This window comes from Curtobacterium sp. MCBD17_032 (assembly GCF_003234855.1).
In the GTDB taxonomy this organism is placed as follows: Bacteria; Actinomycetota; Actinomycetes; order Actinomycetales; family Microbacteriaceae; genus Curtobacterium.
On record NZ_QKTO01000002.1, the window covers coordinates 253,994 to 270,445 of the forward strand.

The 16,452-nt window shown below is 72.6% G+C and carries 16 protein-coding genes; 10 read left to right on the plus strand and 6 right to left on the minus strand.

Annotation, left to right across the window (positions count from 1 at the left end; all coding sequences use genetic code 11):
- Positions 1–6: 6 nt before the first annotated feature.
- Positions 7–1,512, plus strand: a complete 1,506-nt coding sequence (locus tag DEI91_RS04220; RefSeq protein ID WP_111051069.1) for a catalase — start codon at positions 7–9, stop codon at positions 1,510–1,512.
- A gap of 355 nt (positions 1,513–1,867) precedes the next feature.
- Here the strand turns inward: DEI91_RS04220 and DEI91_RS04225 are convergent, their stop codons facing one another.
- Complete coding sequence (locus tag DEI91_RS04225) at positions 1,868–2,434, minus strand: GNAT family N-acetyltransferase (RefSeq protein ID WP_110901114.1); 567 nt, start codon at positions 2,432–2,434, stop codon at positions 1,868–1,870.
- A gap of 148 nt (positions 2,435–2,582) precedes the next feature.
- On the opposite strand from DEI91_RS04225, the gene DEI91_RS15915 reads away from it, so the two are divergent.
- Genes DEI91_RS15915 through DEI91_RS04245 form a run of 5 tightly spaced genes read left to right on the plus strand, consistent with a single transcriptional unit; the run spans position 2,583 to position 6,236 of the window.
- Positions 2,583–2,861, plus strand: a complete 279-nt coding sequence (locus DEI91_RS15915; protein ID WP_146244203.1) for a hypothetical protein — start codon at positions 2,583–2,585, stop codon at positions 2,859–2,861.
- A 3-nt stretch (positions 2,862–2,864) separates the two neighbouring features.
- On the plus strand, positions 2,865–3,488 hold the full coding sequence (locus DEI91_RS04230) for a hypothetical protein (RefSeq protein WP_111051071.1): 624 nt from the start codon (positions 2,865–2,867) through the stop codon (positions 3,486–3,488).
- Complete coding sequence (locus DEI91_RS04235) at positions 3,485–4,558, plus strand: peptidoglycan-binding protein (RefSeq protein ID WP_146244204.1); 1,074 nt, start codon at positions 3,485–3,487, stop codon at positions 4,556–4,558. The genes DEI91_RS04230 and DEI91_RS04235 overlap by 4 nt, the downstream gene beginning before the upstream one ends.
- Complete coding sequence (locus tag DEI91_RS04240) at positions 4,549–5,151, plus strand: ABC transporter ATP-binding protein (RefSeq protein WP_111051073.1); 603 nt, start codon at positions 4,549–4,551, stop codon at positions 5,149–5,151. The genes DEI91_RS04235 and DEI91_RS04240 overlap by 10 nt, the downstream gene beginning before the upstream one ends.
- An 11-nt stretch (positions 5,152–5,162) precedes the next feature.
- Positions 5,163–6,236 carry a hypothetical protein gene (locus DEI91_RS04245; protein WP_146244205.1) on the plus strand — a complete coding sequence of 358 codons (1,074 nt, stop codon included), beginning with the start codon at positions 5,163–5,165 and terminating at the stop codon, positions 6,234–6,236.
- A gap of 233 nt (positions 6,237–6,469) precedes the next feature.
- Here the strand turns inward: DEI91_RS04245 and DEI91_RS04250 are convergent, their stop codons facing one another.
- Complete coding sequence (locus tag DEI91_RS04250; protein WP_111051075.1) at positions 6,470–7,381, minus strand: VOC family protein; 912 nt, start codon at positions 7,379–7,381, stop codon at positions 6,470–6,472.
- Positions 7,382–7,423: 42 nt separating this feature from the next.
- Complete coding sequence (locus DEI91_RS04255) at positions 7,424–8,203, minus strand: SDR family oxidoreductase (protein ID WP_111051076.1); 780 nt, start codon at positions 8,201–8,203, stop codon at positions 7,424–7,426.
- 105 nt (positions 8,204–8,308) lie between these two features.
- Here DEI91_RS04255 and DEI91_RS04260 point away from each other — a divergent pair, with 105 nt between their 5' ends.
- The 3 genes from DEI91_RS04260 to DEI91_RS04270 all read left to right on the plus strand — a co-directional run bounded on the left by DEI91_RS04260 (position 8,309) and on the right by DEI91_RS04270 (position 10,761).
- Positions 8,309–8,839 carry a hypothetical protein gene (locus DEI91_RS04260; protein ID WP_111051077.1) on the plus strand — a complete coding sequence of 177 codons (531 nt, stop codon included), beginning with the start codon at positions 8,309–8,311 and terminating at the stop codon, positions 8,837–8,839.
- The gene (lepB, locus tag DEI91_RS04265; protein ID WP_111051078.1) at positions 8,836–9,474 is read left to right on the plus strand and encodes a signal peptidase I; all 639 of its coding nucleotides are present in this window, start codon (positions 8,836–8,838) and stop codon (positions 9,472–9,474) included. The genes DEI91_RS04260 and lepB overlap by 4 nt, the downstream gene beginning before the upstream one ends.
- 84 nt (positions 9,475–9,558) lie before the next feature.
- Positions 9,559–10,761: a GAF domain-containing SpoIIE family protein phosphatase gene (locus DEI91_RS04270; protein WP_111051079.1), complete on the plus strand. Its 1,203-nt coding sequence runs from the start codon at positions 9,559–9,561 to the stop codon at positions 10,759–10,761.
- 34 nt (positions 10,762–10,795) lie between these two features.
- On the opposite strand, the gene DEI91_RS04275 is transcribed toward DEI91_RS04270, so the two are convergent.
- Together DEI91_RS04275 and purD are read right to left on the minus strand one after the other, a co-directional pair.
- Positions 10,796–11,674, minus strand: coding sequence for a phosphoribosylaminoimidazolesuccinocarboxamide synthase (locus tag DEI91_RS04275; protein WP_111051080.1), 879 nt, complete (start codon positions 11,672–11,674; stop codon positions 10,796–10,798).
- Positions 11,671–12,939, minus strand: coding sequence for a phosphoribosylamine--glycine ligase (gene purD / locus DEI91_RS04280; RefSeq protein ID WP_111051081.1), 1,269 nt, complete (start codon positions 12,937–12,939; stop codon positions 11,671–11,673). The genes DEI91_RS04275 and purD overlap by 4 nt, the downstream gene beginning before the upstream one ends.
- Positions 12,940–12,996: 57 nt before the next feature.
- Between purD and DEI91_RS04285 the strand changes: the two genes are divergently transcribed.
- Positions 12,997–13,356: a sterol carrier family protein gene (locus DEI91_RS04285; RefSeq protein WP_111051305.1), complete on the plus strand. Its 360-nt coding sequence runs from the start codon at positions 12,997–12,999 to the stop codon at positions 13,354–13,356.
- Between the two features lie 466 nt (positions 13,357–13,822).
- Here the strand turns inward: DEI91_RS04285 and DEI91_RS04290 are convergent, their stop codons facing one another.
- Positions 13,823–16,399: a LuxR C-terminal-related transcriptional regulator gene (locus tag DEI91_RS04290; protein ID WP_111051082.1), complete on the minus strand. Its 2,577-nt coding sequence runs from the start codon at positions 16,397–16,399 to the stop codon at positions 13,823–13,825.
- Between the last annotated feature and the right edge of the window lie 53 nt (positions 16,400–16,452).

The window sequence follows — 16,452 nt, forward strand, 5'->3', positions numbered from 1 at the left end:
GGAACCGTGTCCGACCAGAACACGCCCACCACCACCACCAACAGCGGGGCTCCGGTCTCCAGCGACCAGCACTCCATGGGTGTCGGGGCCGACGGCCCCCTCGCCCTCCACGACCACTACCTGGTCGAGAAGCTCGCGCAGTTCAACCGCGAGCGCGTCCCGGAGCGCGTCGTGCACGCCAAGGGCGGTGGCGCCTTCGGTACCTTCACCGTCACGCACGACGTGTCGCAGTACACCCGCGCCGCGTTCCTGCAGCCGGGCAAGCAGACCGAGATGCTCGCGCGCTTCTCGAGCGTCGCCGGCGAGCAGGGCTCCCCGGACACCTGGCGCGACCCCCGCGGCTTCGCGCTGAAGTTCTACACCGAAGAGGGCAACTACGACCTCGTCGGGAACAACACCCCGGTGTTCTTCATCCGCGACGGCATCAAGTTCCCGGACTTCATCCGCTCGCAGAAGCGCCTGCCGGGCAGTCACCTCCGCAACCACGACATGCAGTGGGACTTCTGGACCCTCTCGCCGGAGTCGGCGCACCAGGTGACGTGGCTCATGGGCGACCGAGGCCTCCCGTCCTCGTGGCGGCACATGGACGGCTTCAGCTCGCACACCTACCAGTGGATCAACGCGGAGGGCGAGCGCTTCTGGGTGAAGTACCACTTCCTCACCGAGCAGGGCCACGCGACCCTGACGCAGGAGGACGCCGACCGCATCGCCGGTGAGGACGCCGACTTCCACATCCGCGACCTCTACGAGGCCATCGAGCGCCGTGACTTCCCGAAGTGGACGCTCAAGGTGCAGGTCATGCCGTACGCGGACGCCGAGAGCTACCGCTTCAACCCGTTCGACCTGACGAAGGTGTGGCCGCACGCGGACTACCCGCTCATCGAGGTCGGCACGATGGAGCTCGACCGCAACCCGGAGAACTACTTCGCCGAGATCGAGCAGGCCGCGTTCGCGCCGTCGAACTTCGTGCCCGGCATCGCGGCGAGCCCGGACAAGATGCTCCTCGCGCGCATCTTCAGCTACGCGGACGCCCAGCGCTACCGCGTCGGCACGAACCACGCGCAGCTGCCGGTGAACGCCCCGAAGAACGAGGTGCACTCGTACTCGAAGGACGGCGCCATGCGCTTCGACTTCCAGAAGGCCGAGGTGCCGGTGTACGCGCCGAACACCCAGGGCGGCGCGCACGCCGACCCGAACGCCACGGACGACGTGCCGGGCTGGGAGTCCGACGGCGCGCTGCAGCGCTCCGCCGCGACGCTCCACCCCGAGGACGACGACTTCGGGCAGGCCGGCACGCTCTACCGCGAGGTCCTGGACGACGCCGCCCGTGAGCGCCTGGTCGGCAACATCGCCGGGCACGTCTCGAAGGTGACGCGCGACGACCTGCGCGAGCGCGTCTTCGCGTACTGGACGAACGTCGACCCCGACCTCGGTGCGCGCGTGCGTGCCGCGGTCGTGCCGACCGCGCCGGGCTCGAACGAGGACCCGGAGAAGGTCGCCGTCGAGGCGTAGTCGTCACCACCTGACGGACGGGAGGCGCGGTGCCAGCTGGCACCGCGCCTCCCGTGTGTCCGGCCGCGTCCGGGCCCGCCGCCGGCACGGCCGAGTGGTCGAGACTCCCCGCTCACTTCCGCCGAGCGGGCACGGGGTGTCGGTCCGGGAGCTCCGGAGCGACGCTTCGTGACCAGGCGGCACGTGTGGTGGGGCGCTCCGGGTCCTCGCGCCGAGGGGACACGACTCCCCGTTCGGGTCCGCCGAGTGGCCGCAAGGCGTCGGTTCGGGAGGCTCGGTGCGACGTTCCGTGACCGGTCGGCGTCGGGCGTCGGGCGCGTCGACGGCGTCCGCAGCAGGGACAGGTGCCCGCGCGTCAGACCTGCTGGCCGTTGAGGAGGATCGGGCCCTCCGGCCAGTCCTCGAGCCGGGCCGTGACCGGACGGACCATCCACCCGCCCTGCTCGGTCTCCGAGACGCCGGCCCCGTCCGCCGTGAAGGCGCTGAAGGTGCCGACCGCCTCGGGGAACTCGTGCCAGCCCATGTGCGCGTAGAACGGGATGCGGTCCTCACCCGCGCCGAGGAACCCGTACGGCACGCGGAGGCCGTCGAGGACGTCGTGCACGCGGTCCATCAGCTCCCGACCGACACCGGTGCCCTGGAGCCGCGGAGCGACCCCGACCAGGCCGGTGTCGCCGACCAGGACGTCTTCGCCGCCGACCGTGACGAACATCCGCCGGATGCCGACGTGGGCCAGGACGACACCGTCCTCGGTGCGTCCGACCACCCGTCGTTCGGGTTGCATCCCCGCCCAGCTCCGGCCGCCGACGTACCAGTGCGACCAGCTCGGGAAGGCCTGCGCCAGCATCGCCGCGATCGCTTCGTGGTCGGTGAGCGTCAGCGCGCTCTCCTCGACCACCTCCCACCGGATGTCGTCAGTCATCGCACCATCCTGCCCGGCCCCGATGGGAGTGGGGGAGCGGGGCGCCGACTGCGTGGTATGTTGCATACGGATTCCTGGTGTTCCGGCCGCGTTCCGTCCTACCGTCGAACCGCCTGCGAGAGGGCTCGCAGGAGCGGAAGGAGAACGGATGGTCACGAAGACGGTCCTGGGGTTGGTGGTCGTCGCGACGATCATCAGCGGCGGGCTCGCGGTCGACGCGGCGGCGGCGCCGGCAGCTGATGCGGCCGCGTGCTACGGCTCGGTGAGTCTGCTGAAGGGCAAGAACAACACCTGCTCGAGCGCTCGGCACTGGAACGCGATCCGGAACGCGAAGTCGAAGTACGGCGACTGGGTCGGCCGATCGCGCTGGTCGTCCCAGCGAGCGTGCTGGGCGAACGTCGTCTCCTACGGCATGACGGCCAGGTAGACGGTGCGCCGAGAGCACCGCCGCGCGTCGGCGGTCGTCGCGGGCGCGGCCGTGGTCTCGCTCGTCCTCACCGCGTGCGCGTCGGACGGTGCGTCGGGTCCACACCGCGGGTCGTCGAGCGCGTCCCTGCACGCTGCCGGGCCGTGGGCGGACGAGTTCCGGGAAGCACTCGACCACGGTGTCTCGGCCTACGAAGCCGCCGTCCTCGACGACGGGCAGGTCACCGTCGCCGAGCTCGAGGACGCGCACGACCGGGTCAGCCGGTGCCTCGCCGACTCCGGGTACGGGATCGAGTACGACCCGGACGGGGGCTTCGACCTGACCGCGCTCGACGGGAGGTACCCCGACGACTTCTTCGAGCGCTCCGACCCGGTCCTCCGCGCGTGCGAGGAACGGTACGACGAGTACGTGACGATGCTCTTCGAGGAGACCCGGCGGAACCCGGAGAAGCAGGACGAGGCGAAGATCACCGTCGCGTGTCTGCGGCGAGCCGGTCTGGTCGGGAAGGACTACACCGAGCGGAAGTGGCGGACCGAGGGCGACGCCGGGGTGTTCTCGTTCGACGAGTACGCGCCGGCCGCGGTGCAGTGCCGGCTCGATCCGCTCGGCGTCTGGCGGGAACCGTGAGTCGGCAGCGCCGTACGGCGGTGTCCGGCTCGCTCATCGGTCTCGGCAGCCTCCTCGTCGCTGCGGCTGCTGCGGTCGGAGCGGTCGTCGCACTGCCGACGGATCCGCCCGCCGCCCTGGAGACGGCGACCCCGGCCGAGACCGTCACGGTGACGAACCGGACGGACGCCGACGAGCACCAGGTGCAACTCGCGCTCGACACCGGCGCGCCCCGATCGGTGGTGACGAGCCGGACCGGCATCGTGACGTCCTCGTCGTGTTCGACGGGCGGGTTCCTCCGGAGCGGCTCGGAGGTCGCCCGGGTCGACGACGTGCCGGTCATCGCGCTCGCGAGCGGGACGCCGCTGTTCCGGGACCTCCGGGTCGACGACCGGGGCGCGGACGTGCGTGGCCTGCAACAGGAGCTCGCCCGACTCGGGTCGACGATCGCGGTCGACGGCATCGTCGGACCGGGGACGCTCCGGGCGGCGAGGTCGTTCCTCCTGTCCCACGACGTCCCCCGGGCAGCGGTCCCGGACGACACGATCGAGCGTTCGGTGTTCGCCTGGATCCCGGCGGCCGAGGCGACGGTCCGGACGTGTACCGCGGTGGTCGGAGCGCCGGTCGACGCCGACGGCACACTCGTCGAACTGCCCGCGGAGCTGCGAGGTGCCCGGATCGAACAGCTCCCGACGGAGACAGTGGCTGGCGCACGCGAGATCTCCGTCGGGCAGTTGCGCGCGGCCGTCGACGACAACGGTGTGGTGGCCGACCCGGACGCGCTCGCGCAGATCGGTGCCTTGCCGGAGTACGCCGCCACCGTTGCTTCTGCGGACGGCGTCCCGACGCTGCCGGCGACGTGGTCGCTCGCCGAGCCACTCGAGGTCGCCGTCGTCCCGCCGAGCGCGCTCTGGGACGTCCGGGACCACCACGCGTGCGTCCAACCGGTGACCGGCGATCCGCTCCCGGTCGAGGTGGTCGGCTCGGAGCTCGGACAGTCGTTCGTCCGGGTCGAAACGGGTGGGACGCCTGGGCACGCGGCGCTTGCCCGAGTCCGCGCCGCACCGGACACCGGACGGTCATGCCGGTGAGCCTCCACGGGGTCGGGCACCGGTGGCCGAACGGGACCGAGCTGTTCCACGGCGTCGACCGGACGTTCGACGACGGCACGGTGACGGCGCTCATCGGTCCGAGTGGCTCCGGCAAGTCGACCCTGCTCGCGATCCTCGCGCGGATGACCACCCCGACGTCGGGACGCGTGGAGCTGCCCGACGACGCGGCCGTGCTCTGGGTGTTCCAGAACCCGCACGGTGTCGCCCGGCGCACGGCCCTCGACCACGTGACCCTGCCACTGCTCGCAAGCGGGCTGCGCCGACGTGCAGCCGAGGAGCGGGCGCGGACGATCCTCGAGCGCTTCGGCCTGGCACCCCGAGCGACTGCGCGTTTCCGCGAGCTGTCCGGAGGCGAGGCGCAACGGCTGATGCTCGCCCGCGGTGTCGCTGCGGCGCCGACGCTGATGCTCGTCGACGAACCGACCGCCCAGCTCGACCGGACGACCGCGGCGGAGGTGAACGGCGTGATCGCCGGACTCGCAGCCGCCGGCACGACCGTCGTCGTCGCGACGCACGACGACGCGACGCGGGCTGCGTGCGGTGACGTCCTCGACCTCGGGACGTTCCGGTGACGCGGCCGACCATGCCGGTGACCGAGGTGGTGCGCGAGGCATGGCGTGACCTCGCGACGGGGGCGGGCGCTGCGGTGGCGTGCGCGGTCGTCCTCGCGGCGCTGCTCGGCGGGGTGGTCGGCCTCCGGACCCTGACCATCGCCGGGGACGTCCGCGCTGCTGCCGAGTGGGTGGCGTCCGGAGCGGCGACCCAGGTCTTCACCGCGGCGGGTCGGATCGACGGCCGTACGTGTTCGGCCCTCGTGGACGAGCCGGACGTCCTCGCAGCCGGGGCGTTCCGTCGGCTCGATGACGGCGTGCTCATCGCAGCGCTCCCGGGGACCTCGATCCCGACCTACGAGGTCACGAGCGGGGCGACCGCGCTGTTCAGCGTCACCGGGACGACCGGCGGTCCGGGTGTCGTCGTCGCACCGGATGTGGCCGAGGAGCTGGGCGTCCGACCGGGCGAGCAGATCGTGACACCGGACGGACCGGTCCCGGTCGCGGGCGTCTACTCGTACCCGGACGACGGCCGTGACCCCGACTTGGCGTACGCGGTCCTGGCGCCGACCGCTGTCGACGACGCACCCTTCGACGCCTGCTGGGCGACGACCTGGCCGGAGGACGAGACGGCCGGCGCGGCCCTGCGGCGGACGCTGCTGCCGGCGAAGGGCTCCGAGGACGGCGAGCGGTCGACGCTGGGACAACTCAACCCGCGTTCCGGAACGGCCTTCGCCCCGAGCCGGTTGCCGGCCCCGAACCTGCTGGAGGGCGCGGCGCTCGGACTCGGGCTGGCCGTCGGGAGCGCAGCCGTGTTCCGTCGGCGACTGCCGATCGCCTCTGACCGGCATGTCGGCGTCAGCACAGCGGCGCAGGCACTGGGCGTCGCCGTGCAGCACCTCGTGTGGGGTGCGATCGGCGCCCTCCTGGCGCTCGCCGTGTCCGTGGTGCTGGTCCGGGGCCTCCCGTCCGGTGACGGACTGCCCATCGTCGAGGGCGCCGCGCTCCTCTGCGGGCTCGGACTCGTCGGAGCGGTCGCAGGAGGTGCGGCGGCCGTTCCCCTCGTGCGCGAGCGGGCGCTGCACCGCTACTTCCGCACCCGCTGACCCGAGCGAACACGGGACCCTCGATGCGAGGGCACCGGAGACCGGACAGCCGACACCCGACACCCGACACCCGACACCCGACACCCGACACCCGACACCCGACACCCGACACGAGCCTCCCGGCCGTGGCCGCGACCCGGAACCGCCAGCCCGCGCACCCGGGCCAGAGGGCCCCGGGCACCGAGCGGCTGGCCCGCGCACCCGGCCGGGAGGCCCAGCTCGCGCCCGACGGCTCACCCGCGTCCTGCGGTGGTCACCTCGATGCGGTTCGCCCAGGGGTCCTCGAACGCGACCGTCCGACCGTCGTCCGCGGCCTGCACCCCGGCGTCCCGCATGCGCGCGGTGAGTGCACCGAGGTCGTCGTCGGCCGGCACCTCGATGCGCACGAGGCCCAACCCGAGGGCGAGCTGGCGGCGTCCGGCCCCGCGCGAGTTCCACGTGTTCATCGCCATGTGGTGGTGGTACCCGCCGGCGCTGACGAACAACGCCTGCCCGCCCATCGCCGCGGTGGTCTCGAAGCCGAGCGTGTCGACGTAGAAGGCCTCCGCGGCGGCGACGTCCCCGACCGACAGGTGCACGTGGCCGACGCGCCCCGGCCGGGAGGCTGCGTCCTCCAGCGCATCGGCGGTCAGGTGTTCCTGCAGGAAGGCGTTCGGATCGATGTACACGGTGTCCATGTCGATCGAGCCGTGCGTCCACGACCACTGCGTCCGGTCGCGGTCCCAGTAGAGCTCGACGCCGTTGCCCTCGGGGTCGGTGAAGTAGAACGCGTTGCTGACGAGGTGGTCGGCGCTGCCGGTGAAGGACCGCAGGTAGGTCGTGGCGACGGAGTACAGCGCGGCGGCGAGGTCGGCCCGGGTGTCGAAGAGGACGGCGGTGTGGAACAGTCCGGCCTGCCCCGGTCCGGCGTTCCGGAGCGACGGCTCGTGCTCGAGGACGAGGACCGGCACGGTGAGGGGGCCGCCTCCGGTGGCGCCGGCAGTGCCGGCGGCCGGTCGTCCGAGCACCACCCGGCCGCCCTCCTGCGCGAGCACCGTCAGTCGCACGCCGTCCCGGTAGTAGGCCGTCATCGCGTCGAGGTCGGCGACCCGGAGCGTGACGGCGCCCATCCCGGTGTCCGCGGCGAGGAGGTCCTGCGAGTGCATGCCCTCAGTGTGCGCCGGATTCGGTGACACGTCAACGAAACACTACTTCGCGCTGAACCCGCCGTCCGTCTTGAGCAGCTGCCCGTTCACCCACCCGCCGTCCGGCCCGCACAGGAAGCCGACGAGCGCGGCCGTGTCCCGAGGTGTCGACGCACGTCCGAGCGGGGTCTGGTCCACGGCGGCCTGCCGGATCTCATCGGTCATCCACCCCGTGTCGTTCGGCCCCGGGTTGATGGTGTTCGCGCTGACCCGCACGTCCCCGAGTTCGATCGCGGCACCGACGACGAGGCGGTCGAGTGCGCCCTTGCTCGTCCCGTACGGCAGGTTGAAGCCGACGTGGTCGCTCGTCAGGGCGATCACGCGTCGCCGGTCGAGGGGTGCGTCGGCCCCTTCGCGGAGCCGGCGCGCATAGGCCTGCACGATGAGGAACGGCGCCCGCACGTTCACGGCCAGGTGCCTGTCGAAGGACTCCACCGTCGTCGTCGCGAAGTCCGAGTCCACGGACTCGCAGTGCGACATGACGACCGCGGTCACCGGGGCGCCCGCCTCCGCCTCGGCCCGGCCGACGAGCGCGGCCGCCTGCTCGGCGTCGGCCAGGTCGACCGGGAGGCGCGTCACGGCTGCACCCGCCGCCGCGCACTCGGACACGACCGCGTCCACCCCCTCCGGGTCCGCGGCTCCGTGCACGCGCTCGTCGTACGGGCCCCACCAGCTCAGGGCGAGGTCCCAGCCGTCCGCCGCCAGGCGGGTCGCGATCGCGGCACCGATGCCGGCGCGGCGGCCGACCCCGGTCACCAGGGCGAGTGGTCTGCGGTTGGTCATCCGGGCCTCCGTCCCGACCGTGCGTCGGTGCGCGGCCGGGACGAGTTTGCCATCGCACCCGGTTGCTCGTCAGCCCGACCGGCGGGAACGGGCCAAGATGGACCGATGCCCCCCGAACGCCGCGGTCGCCCTCGACCCCAGGACCTGCCGGTCGCGCACGTCCGTGACCGGATGTCGTCGTACATCTACGGCAACATCACCGTGCTCGCCGTCGCGATCGCGGTCTCGCCCGAACAGATCCACCACGGAGCAGCCGTGCTCACCGTGCTGGCGACGGCGGTGCTGACGTACCTCGCGCACGTGCTCGCGCACCTCGTGGCACACGCGATCGGGGACACCGCCGACGACACGGCACGGCGGGAGTCCGTGGCGGTGATCACCCGGAACGCCAACCCGATCGCGACCTCAGGACTCATCCCCGCCGTCCTCTACGCGGCCGCGTGGATCGGTTGGGTCCCGGCCGAGTGGGCGCAGACCGCCGCGGTCGTCATCCTGGTCGTCCGCATCGGCCTGGTCGGGGTGTTCCTCCAGCGGTTCCGCGGCAAGCAGCCGTCGTTCCTCGGGCTCTGGGGCGGCGTCCTGCTCGCCGCCGTCGCGCTCGTCATCTCCGTCGTGAAGGTCGTGGTCACCCATTGAGCGAGACAGATCCGTCGGCCGCGACCGAGCAGACCCGTGGTCGGTCCACGGCCCGGTTCCTGCGTGACCTCGTGGTGATCGTGGTGGCGGCGCTCGTCGTGTCCTTCCTGGTCAAGGCGTTCCTGGTGCGGTCGTTCTACATCCCGTCCGAGTCGATGGAGGACACCCTGCTCGTCGGGGACCGGGTCCTCGTGAACGAACTCGTGCCCGATGTCATGTCGCTCGAGCGCGGTGACGTCGTCGTGTTCCGCGACCCGAACGCGTGGCTCGCCCCGGGGCAGGGCGAGGACCTCATCAAGCGCGTGATCGGGCTGCCGGGGGACCGGGTCGAGTGCTGCGACGCCCAGGGCCGGCTGTCGGTCAACGGGCACGCGGTGGACGAGCCGTACGTGCGCCTGCCGGCGGACGTGGACCGGGTCTCCGGCGAGGACTTCTCGATCACGGTGCCGGACGGTCGTGTCTGGGTCATGGGTGACAACCGGTACAACTCCGCCGACTCGCGCGTCCACGGCAACGTGCCGGTCGAGGACATCGTCGGCCGGGCGTTCGTGATCACCTGGCCGGTCGACCGCTGGTCGGTGCTGTCGCGGTACGGCGACGAGTGGGACGCGGTTCCCGACGCCGGGGCCGACTGATCGCGAGCCTGACCCGCTGACTGGGGTCACGCGTTCTCCGGAACTCCGAGAGGGCATGTCCGGTATCCGCGTTAGCGTGGACGCATGAGCACCGAGCACGTCGAGCAGACGATCCCCGCTTCCGCTCCCGTCGCGGCTCGGCGTGCCGCACTCCTCACCGCCCTCGACGTCGTCCAGGGCGGCCCGGAGGAACGGTTCGAGCGCATCACGCGGATCGCCCGCGAGGCGTTCGGGGTCTCCGGCTCGTTCCTCAACCTCGCCGGCGACGACGTGCTCTTCCACAAGTCGCAGCAGTCCGACCAGGTGTTCCCCGGGTCGACGCCCCTCGTGGACACGTTCTGCGGCCGGACCCTCGACCAGGACGGTCCCGTCGTCGTGCCGGACGCGCGCGACGACCTGCGCTTCTCCGACCTGCCGATGGTGAACAACGACCCGAACGTCCGCTTCTACGCCGGGGTCCCGCTGCACGTCGGTGCCGATGCGACCAAGGTCGGGACGCTCTGCCTCATCGACCCGAACCCGCGTGCCCTCGCCCCCGAGGACGTCGCCCTGCTCGAGGAACTCGGCGTCTGGGCGGAGCGCGAACTCGCCACCGGTCTCGACGACGACCGTCTCCGCACGGTGCTCTCCGGGCTGCAGCCGCACACCGTCGACCTGCCCGGGTGGACCATCGGTGGCACGTCGATCCCGCACGGCATCGTGTCGGGCGACTTCCACGACTGGCGCATCGACGACGGCGCCGTCGACATCACCATCGCGGACGTGATGGGGAAGGGCATGGCCGCCGGACTGCTGGCGGCCGGCATGCGTGGCGCCCTGCTCGCCCGTCGGCACGAGGAACCGTCCGCCGCGGTCGCCGGGCTCGAGGAGCAGGTCGCCCCGGACCTCAGCGCCGCCGAGGCGTTCGCCACCCTGTTCCACGGCCGGCTCGACACGGCGACCGGTCGGCTGGCCTTCGTCGACGCCGGACACGGGCTCGTCCTGCACCTGCACGCCGACGGCACCGAGACCGTCCTGCGGTCGCTCGACCTGCCGGTCGGCCTGCACCCGGTCGGGATCGACCGCGCTGCGGGCGAACTCGTCCTGGAACCGGGTGACACCCTGCTGCTCGTCAGCGACGGCGCCCTCGAGCTGTGGGACTCGACGCTCGCGTCGCTCTCCCGGCTCGGTGCGCTGCACCGGAAGTCGCCGGACCTGCCGACCTTCCTGGCCGGAGTCCGCGGCCGGGCGATCGAGCACGACCCGGGGGACGACCTGACGGTCGTCGTCGTGTCGCGCGACGCCTGACCCGGCTCGACCTGACGGGACCGGACCGGACCGTTCAGGCGCCGAGGCGCTCGATCAGCTCGCGGTAGCGGGCCGCGGTCCGCTCGACGACCTCGTCGGGCAGCACGGGCGGTGTCCCGGTCCGGTCCCAGTTCGCGCTGAGCCAGTCACGCACGATCTGCTTGTCGAACGAGTCCGTCCGGTTGCCCGACTCGTACGCCTCGGCGTCCCAGTACCGGCTCGAGTCGCTCGTCAGGACCTCGTCCGCGATCCGGATCAAACCGTCGGCATCGCGCCCGAACTCGAACTTCGTGTCCGCGATGACGACACCGCGCTGGAGAGCGATCGCGGCCGCTTCCGCGTACACGGCGAGGGACAGGTCACGCAGTGCCGCAGCGTCCGCGGGACCGACGAGTTCCTCGGTCCGCTCGAAGGAGATGTTCTCGTCGTGCTCCCCCTGGGGGGCCTTGTACGCGGGCGTGTAGATCGGCTCCGGCAGTCGGTCCCCGTTCGCCAGCCCGGCGGGGAGCTGCACGCCGCAGACGCTCCCGGTCTCCTGGTACTCGGCCCAGCCACTGCCGACCAGGTACCCCCGCACGACGCACTCCACCGGGAACATCCGCAACGGCATGACGTGCATGGACCGTGACGCGACGGACTCCGGGACCGGCGTCGTCGTCCCGCTCGGGGTGAGCAGGTGGTTCGGGACGTCCCGGAGCTGGTCGAACCAGAAGCGCGACAGCCGGGTGAGGAGCTCGCCCTTGCCGGGGATCGGCGGCTCGAGCGCGAAGTCGTAGGCGCTGACCCGGTCGGAGGCAACGAGGAGCAGCTCGGTGGCGCCGGCGACGTCGGCCGTCGAGGCGGGCACGTACAGTTCGCGGACCTTGCCGGAGGAGACGTGTCGCCATCCCTCCACGACGGGGGCGGCGCTCATCGGACGACCTTCGCGGCGATGTCGGTGCGGAACTGCCCACCGGCGAGCCTGATGTCGCCCAGGCCGGCGTAGGCGCGGTCCCGGGCCGCGGTGAAGTCGGCCCCGGTGGCGACGACGCTCAGGACCCGTCCGCCGGTCGCGACGAGGTCGCCGTCGAGGGCGCCCGTCGCCGCGTGCAGCACGGTGACCCCGTCCCGCGCGTCCGCGTCGTCGACACCGGTGATGGTCCGCCCGGTGACCGGGCTCTCCGGGTAGCCCTCGCTGGCGAGGACGACCGTCACGGCCGCCTGGTCCCGGAACTCCGGCCGCGGCGTCGAGCCGAGCTGCCCCGTCGCGGCGGCGAGCAGCAGACCGCTCAACGGCGTCGCGAGTCGGGGGAGCACCACCTGGGTCTCCGGGTCGCCGAAGCGGGCGTTGAACTCGATCACCCGCACGCCCTGCTCCGTGACGATGAGGCCGCAGTAGAGCAGGCCGACGAAGGGCGTGCCCTCGTGCTCGAGCCGGCGGACGGTGGGCAGGGCGACCAGGTCGGTGACCTCGTCCACGAAGGCCCGCTCGGACCCCCAGCGCTCGTCGAGCCACGGCAGTGGCGAGTACGCGCCCATGCCGCCGGTGTTCGGTCCGAGGTCGCCGTCGGACAGTCGCTTGTAGTCCTGTGCGGGTGCCAGCGGTCGGACGTCGTGTCCGTCGCTGAGGAAGAACAGCGAGACCTCTTCCCCGTCGAGGAACTCCTCGACCACGACGTGCCCGTGCTGCAGCCAGTAGGTGGCGTGGTCGACGGCCGCCTGACGGTCCTCGGTCACGAGGACGCCCTTGCCGGCCGCGAGCCCGTCGGCCTTGACCACGTAGGGGGCTCCGAGCTCGTCGAGCGCGGCCACGGCCTCGTCCACCGTGCCGGCGTACACCGGACGCCCGGTCGGGACGCCGGCCTCGGCCATGACGCGCTTCGCGAAGGCCTTGGAGCCCTCGAGCTGCGCGGCGGCCTTGCCGGGGCCGAACACGGGGATACCCCGGGTGCGGAGCGGATCGGCGACGCCGGCGATGAGGGGTGCTTCCGGTCCGACGACGACGAGTTCGATGTCGTTCTCGAGCGCGTACTCCGCAACGAGCGCACCGTTCGTCGGGTCGAGCGACACCGTCTCCACGTCGGCGGCGATGCCGGCGTTCCCGGGCGCGGCCGTGATGACGTGCCCGGCCTGTTCTGCCAGGAGGGCCGTGATGATCGCGTGCTCGCGGGCACCGGAACCGAGGACGAGGATTCGCACCCGATCACCCTACCGAGCCCGACCAGCCGCCTGCAGTGCACCGGCTAGCCTGTGGAGATGCCGCCGAAGACCATCGACGACGCCGTCGGCCGGGCCGCGCTCGACGCCGTCACCGCCGGCGCGACCGACCGCTCCTCGCTCGCGACGGCCGTCCGCTGGACGCTGCAGCGCCTGGCCGAGGACGTGCCGGGCAACAGCGTCGAGGTGCGGGTCCCGCCGTTCGCCGCGGTACAGGCCGTGCCCGGGCCGCGGCACACGCGCGGCACACCGCCGAACGTGGTGGAGACCGACCCGACGACGTGGGTCGCCCTCGCCACGGGTCGACTGCGCTGGGACGACCCGGAGACCGCTCGGCTCGTCAGCGCGTCCGGTTCACGAGCGGACCTCGCCGCGTTCCTGCCGGTCCGTCTGCCCTGACCTCGGCCGGCACTGACCCTCGGCCGGCACTGACCCTCGGCCGGCACTGACCCTCGGCCGGCACTGACCCTCGGCCGGCACTGACCCTCGGCCGGCACTGACCCTCGGCCGACACTGACCCTCGGCCGGCACGGACCTCAGCCTGTCCCGACCTCGGCGCGACACGCGCGACCCGCTCGGTACCCGTGGGAATTAGGTAGGTCCTACCGATGTGGACCGTGCACCCGCTTCTCTAGCCTTGGGGGTGTCGCCGGGATTCGGACCCGACCCGAACGGGTCCGAACCCGGCGACATCGACAACGCTACGCGAAACCGGTCGTCCTGTGTCAACGGGAGCGGCGAGTCGTGCTGCATCCCGCAACTTCTTCTGCGGGCTGCCCAGACCGTTCCGTCCTGCGCAGACCGTTCCGTCCTGCGCAGACCGTTCCGTCCTGCGCGGACCTTCCGTCCCCCGGCCCTCCCGTGCTCAGACGAGTTCGGCGAGTTCCGATCGTGCACGGAGGTCCCACTTCGCGAACACGCGGGACATGTGCGCGTCGACCGTCCGGACCGACAGCCCGAGCCGGTCCGCGATCCGCCGGTTCGAGTACCCGTGGGCGGCCAGCTGGGCCACCTCGTACTCGCGCTTCGTGAGCGGCTGCTTCGTCCGGCCCGCGGTCACCGCCATGCCGCACGCGGCCAGGGCGGCCTGCGCGCTGGCGATCCACGAGCGGTCGCCGGACCGGAGCGCCTCGGCGTAGCCGGTGATCGCCGCGGCCAGGGGGCCGTCGACGCGGGTGGCCGCCTCCTCCATCCGCGCGAGCGAGGCGGTGGTGTCCCGTCCCGCCGTGGCGTCCATGGCGTAGTGCAGGGTCTGCGCGTACAGCACGTGGGTCCACGCGCCGGACGCCGTCCCACGCGCGATGATCTCGTCCGCCCGCCGGAGTCCTGCCGGGTTGCCGAGCAGCGCCTCGGTCCACGCGATCGTCGTCTCGATCTGGTCGCCGAGGATCCGCATGGCGCGGAGCGGGGTGGTCCGTGCGCGCTCGACCGACTCGGCGGCGGCGTCCGGCATGTCCGCGTACGCCTGCGACATCGCCAGACGGGACCACGCGTACGCGGAGAACCCGCCCGGGTCGGAGACCTCGTACCGCTCACACGCCGCCGTGAACGCCGTGACCGCATCGGACCACCGGCGTTGCCCGAGCGCCCGGTTCCCGATCCCGAACAGCTCGAGGGTGAAGTCGTACTTGAGGAACGGGTCGGCGCGGACGAACGGCACCTGCGTCACCATCTCGGCGATGTCCCCTCGCCAGACCTGGACCTGGTGCAGGACGGACACGACCTCGCCGACGCTCCACGGTGAGTCCTCGAGGTGGACCGTGGCCGTCGCCAGGCACGCCTGGGCGAGCCGCATCGCCTCGTCGAGCCGCCCACCCGTCCCGAGGGCCATCACGGCGCACGGGGCGATCGGCAGGAAGGACCGGGGGATCGCCGGCGCGTGCAGGACGCCGGAGCGCTCGATCTCCTGTCGGACCTCGGCGAAGTCCCCGCCCCATCCGAGGTGCGACAGTCGGAGGACGCGGAGCTGCTCGTGGGTGTCCGGGCCGACGTACGCGACGGCGATCTCGGTCAGCGCCACGGCGGCCGCGGTGTCGTCGTCGTGGAACTGCCGGAGGTTCGCCAGGGTCTCGCATGCCTCGACGACGGCGACGTCCGCGACGTCCGCGCCCGAGGTCGCCAGCCCCCACGCGGCCTCCGCGTCGAGCCGCCCGGCCTCGCGTCCGCTGCCGTACCCGTGGGCGAGTGACCGCAGGCAGTGGGTGCGGACCCGGTCCGTCGGCGTCAGGTCCGAGCCGAGCGCGGCGGACGTCAGCGCGATGGTGCTCTCGTGCTCCTGGAGGCCTCCGGCGATCCGTGCCGCGTCGAGCAGCTGGTCGACGGGTGGCAGGACGCCGCACTCGAGCGCCCACAGGGTCGCGCGGAGGCGGGCTGCCGGCGGGGCGCCCTCCGGTCGGTCGGTGCGGAAGGCGTTCGCCCGCGCGAAGAGGGCGTTCCGCCGAGCGACGGGGACCAGGGCCCGGACGACCTCGCCGACGAGCGGGTGCGACGACCGCGCGACGGGACTCGCGGTGTCCGTCGAGTCGACCCGGACGAAGCCGAGCCCCACCGTCCGGTCGAGGTCGGCGCCGTCGACGAGCGGCAGCAACCGCGCGAGCGGGATCGGTTCCGCGAGGGCGACGATCTCGACGACGTCGCGCAGGTCACCGGGGAGCGCGGCGAGCTCCGTCCGGTACATGTCGGCCAGGCTGTGGGACGCGGTGACCCGTCCGCGCCAGTACCAGCTCAGGGCGGTGTGCTCGAGGGCCCCGGAGGCGAGCCCCGCGCGGACGACCTCCCGCAGGTACAGCGGGTTCCCCTCGGTCGCGCGGTGCACCTGTTCGACCGATGCCGGTTCGAGCGGGGCTCCGAGTGCGCGTTCCAGGAGCGAGGAGGTCTCGTCCACGTCGAGCGGCCCGAGGTCGATCCGCTCGAGGAGGTCGTCCTGCCAGAGCGCCCGCAACGGTTCGGCGAGCGCGGTGAAGTCCCGGCACGTCAGGACCAGCCGCGCACCGCGCTCCCGGACGAGCCACGCGACGTAGCGCGCGGACAGGGTGTCGAGCAGGTCGGCGTCGTCGACCCGCAGCACGAGGTCACGCCCCTCCGTGTCGGCCGCCTGGCGCAACCGTCCCTCGGCGGGGACGGGTTCCGTCAGGTCGTCGCCGAGCACGTCGCCGAACCGGTCCGAGACGGCGCCGAACGGCATCGAGGAACCGGCGGCGACCGCGGTGATCGGCACGACCAGCGGCACCGGGTCCGGAGCCAGCCGGACGACGCGGTCGGTCACGCGGGCGGCGACGGTGGTCTTGCCGAGTCCGGGCGCCCCGACGAGGGCGACGCTCCAGCGGTGCTCGGCGACGACCGCGACGGCCCGGTCCTCTTCACGGCGCCGGAGCACCGGCCACGACAGCCGCGCGGGAGTCCGCGTCGGACGGGGGTCGCTCGAGCCGGTCTCGTCGACCATCGCGCACCTCCGTCCTCGACACTCCGCGGTGTCGGACCATCATCTCGCGTCCG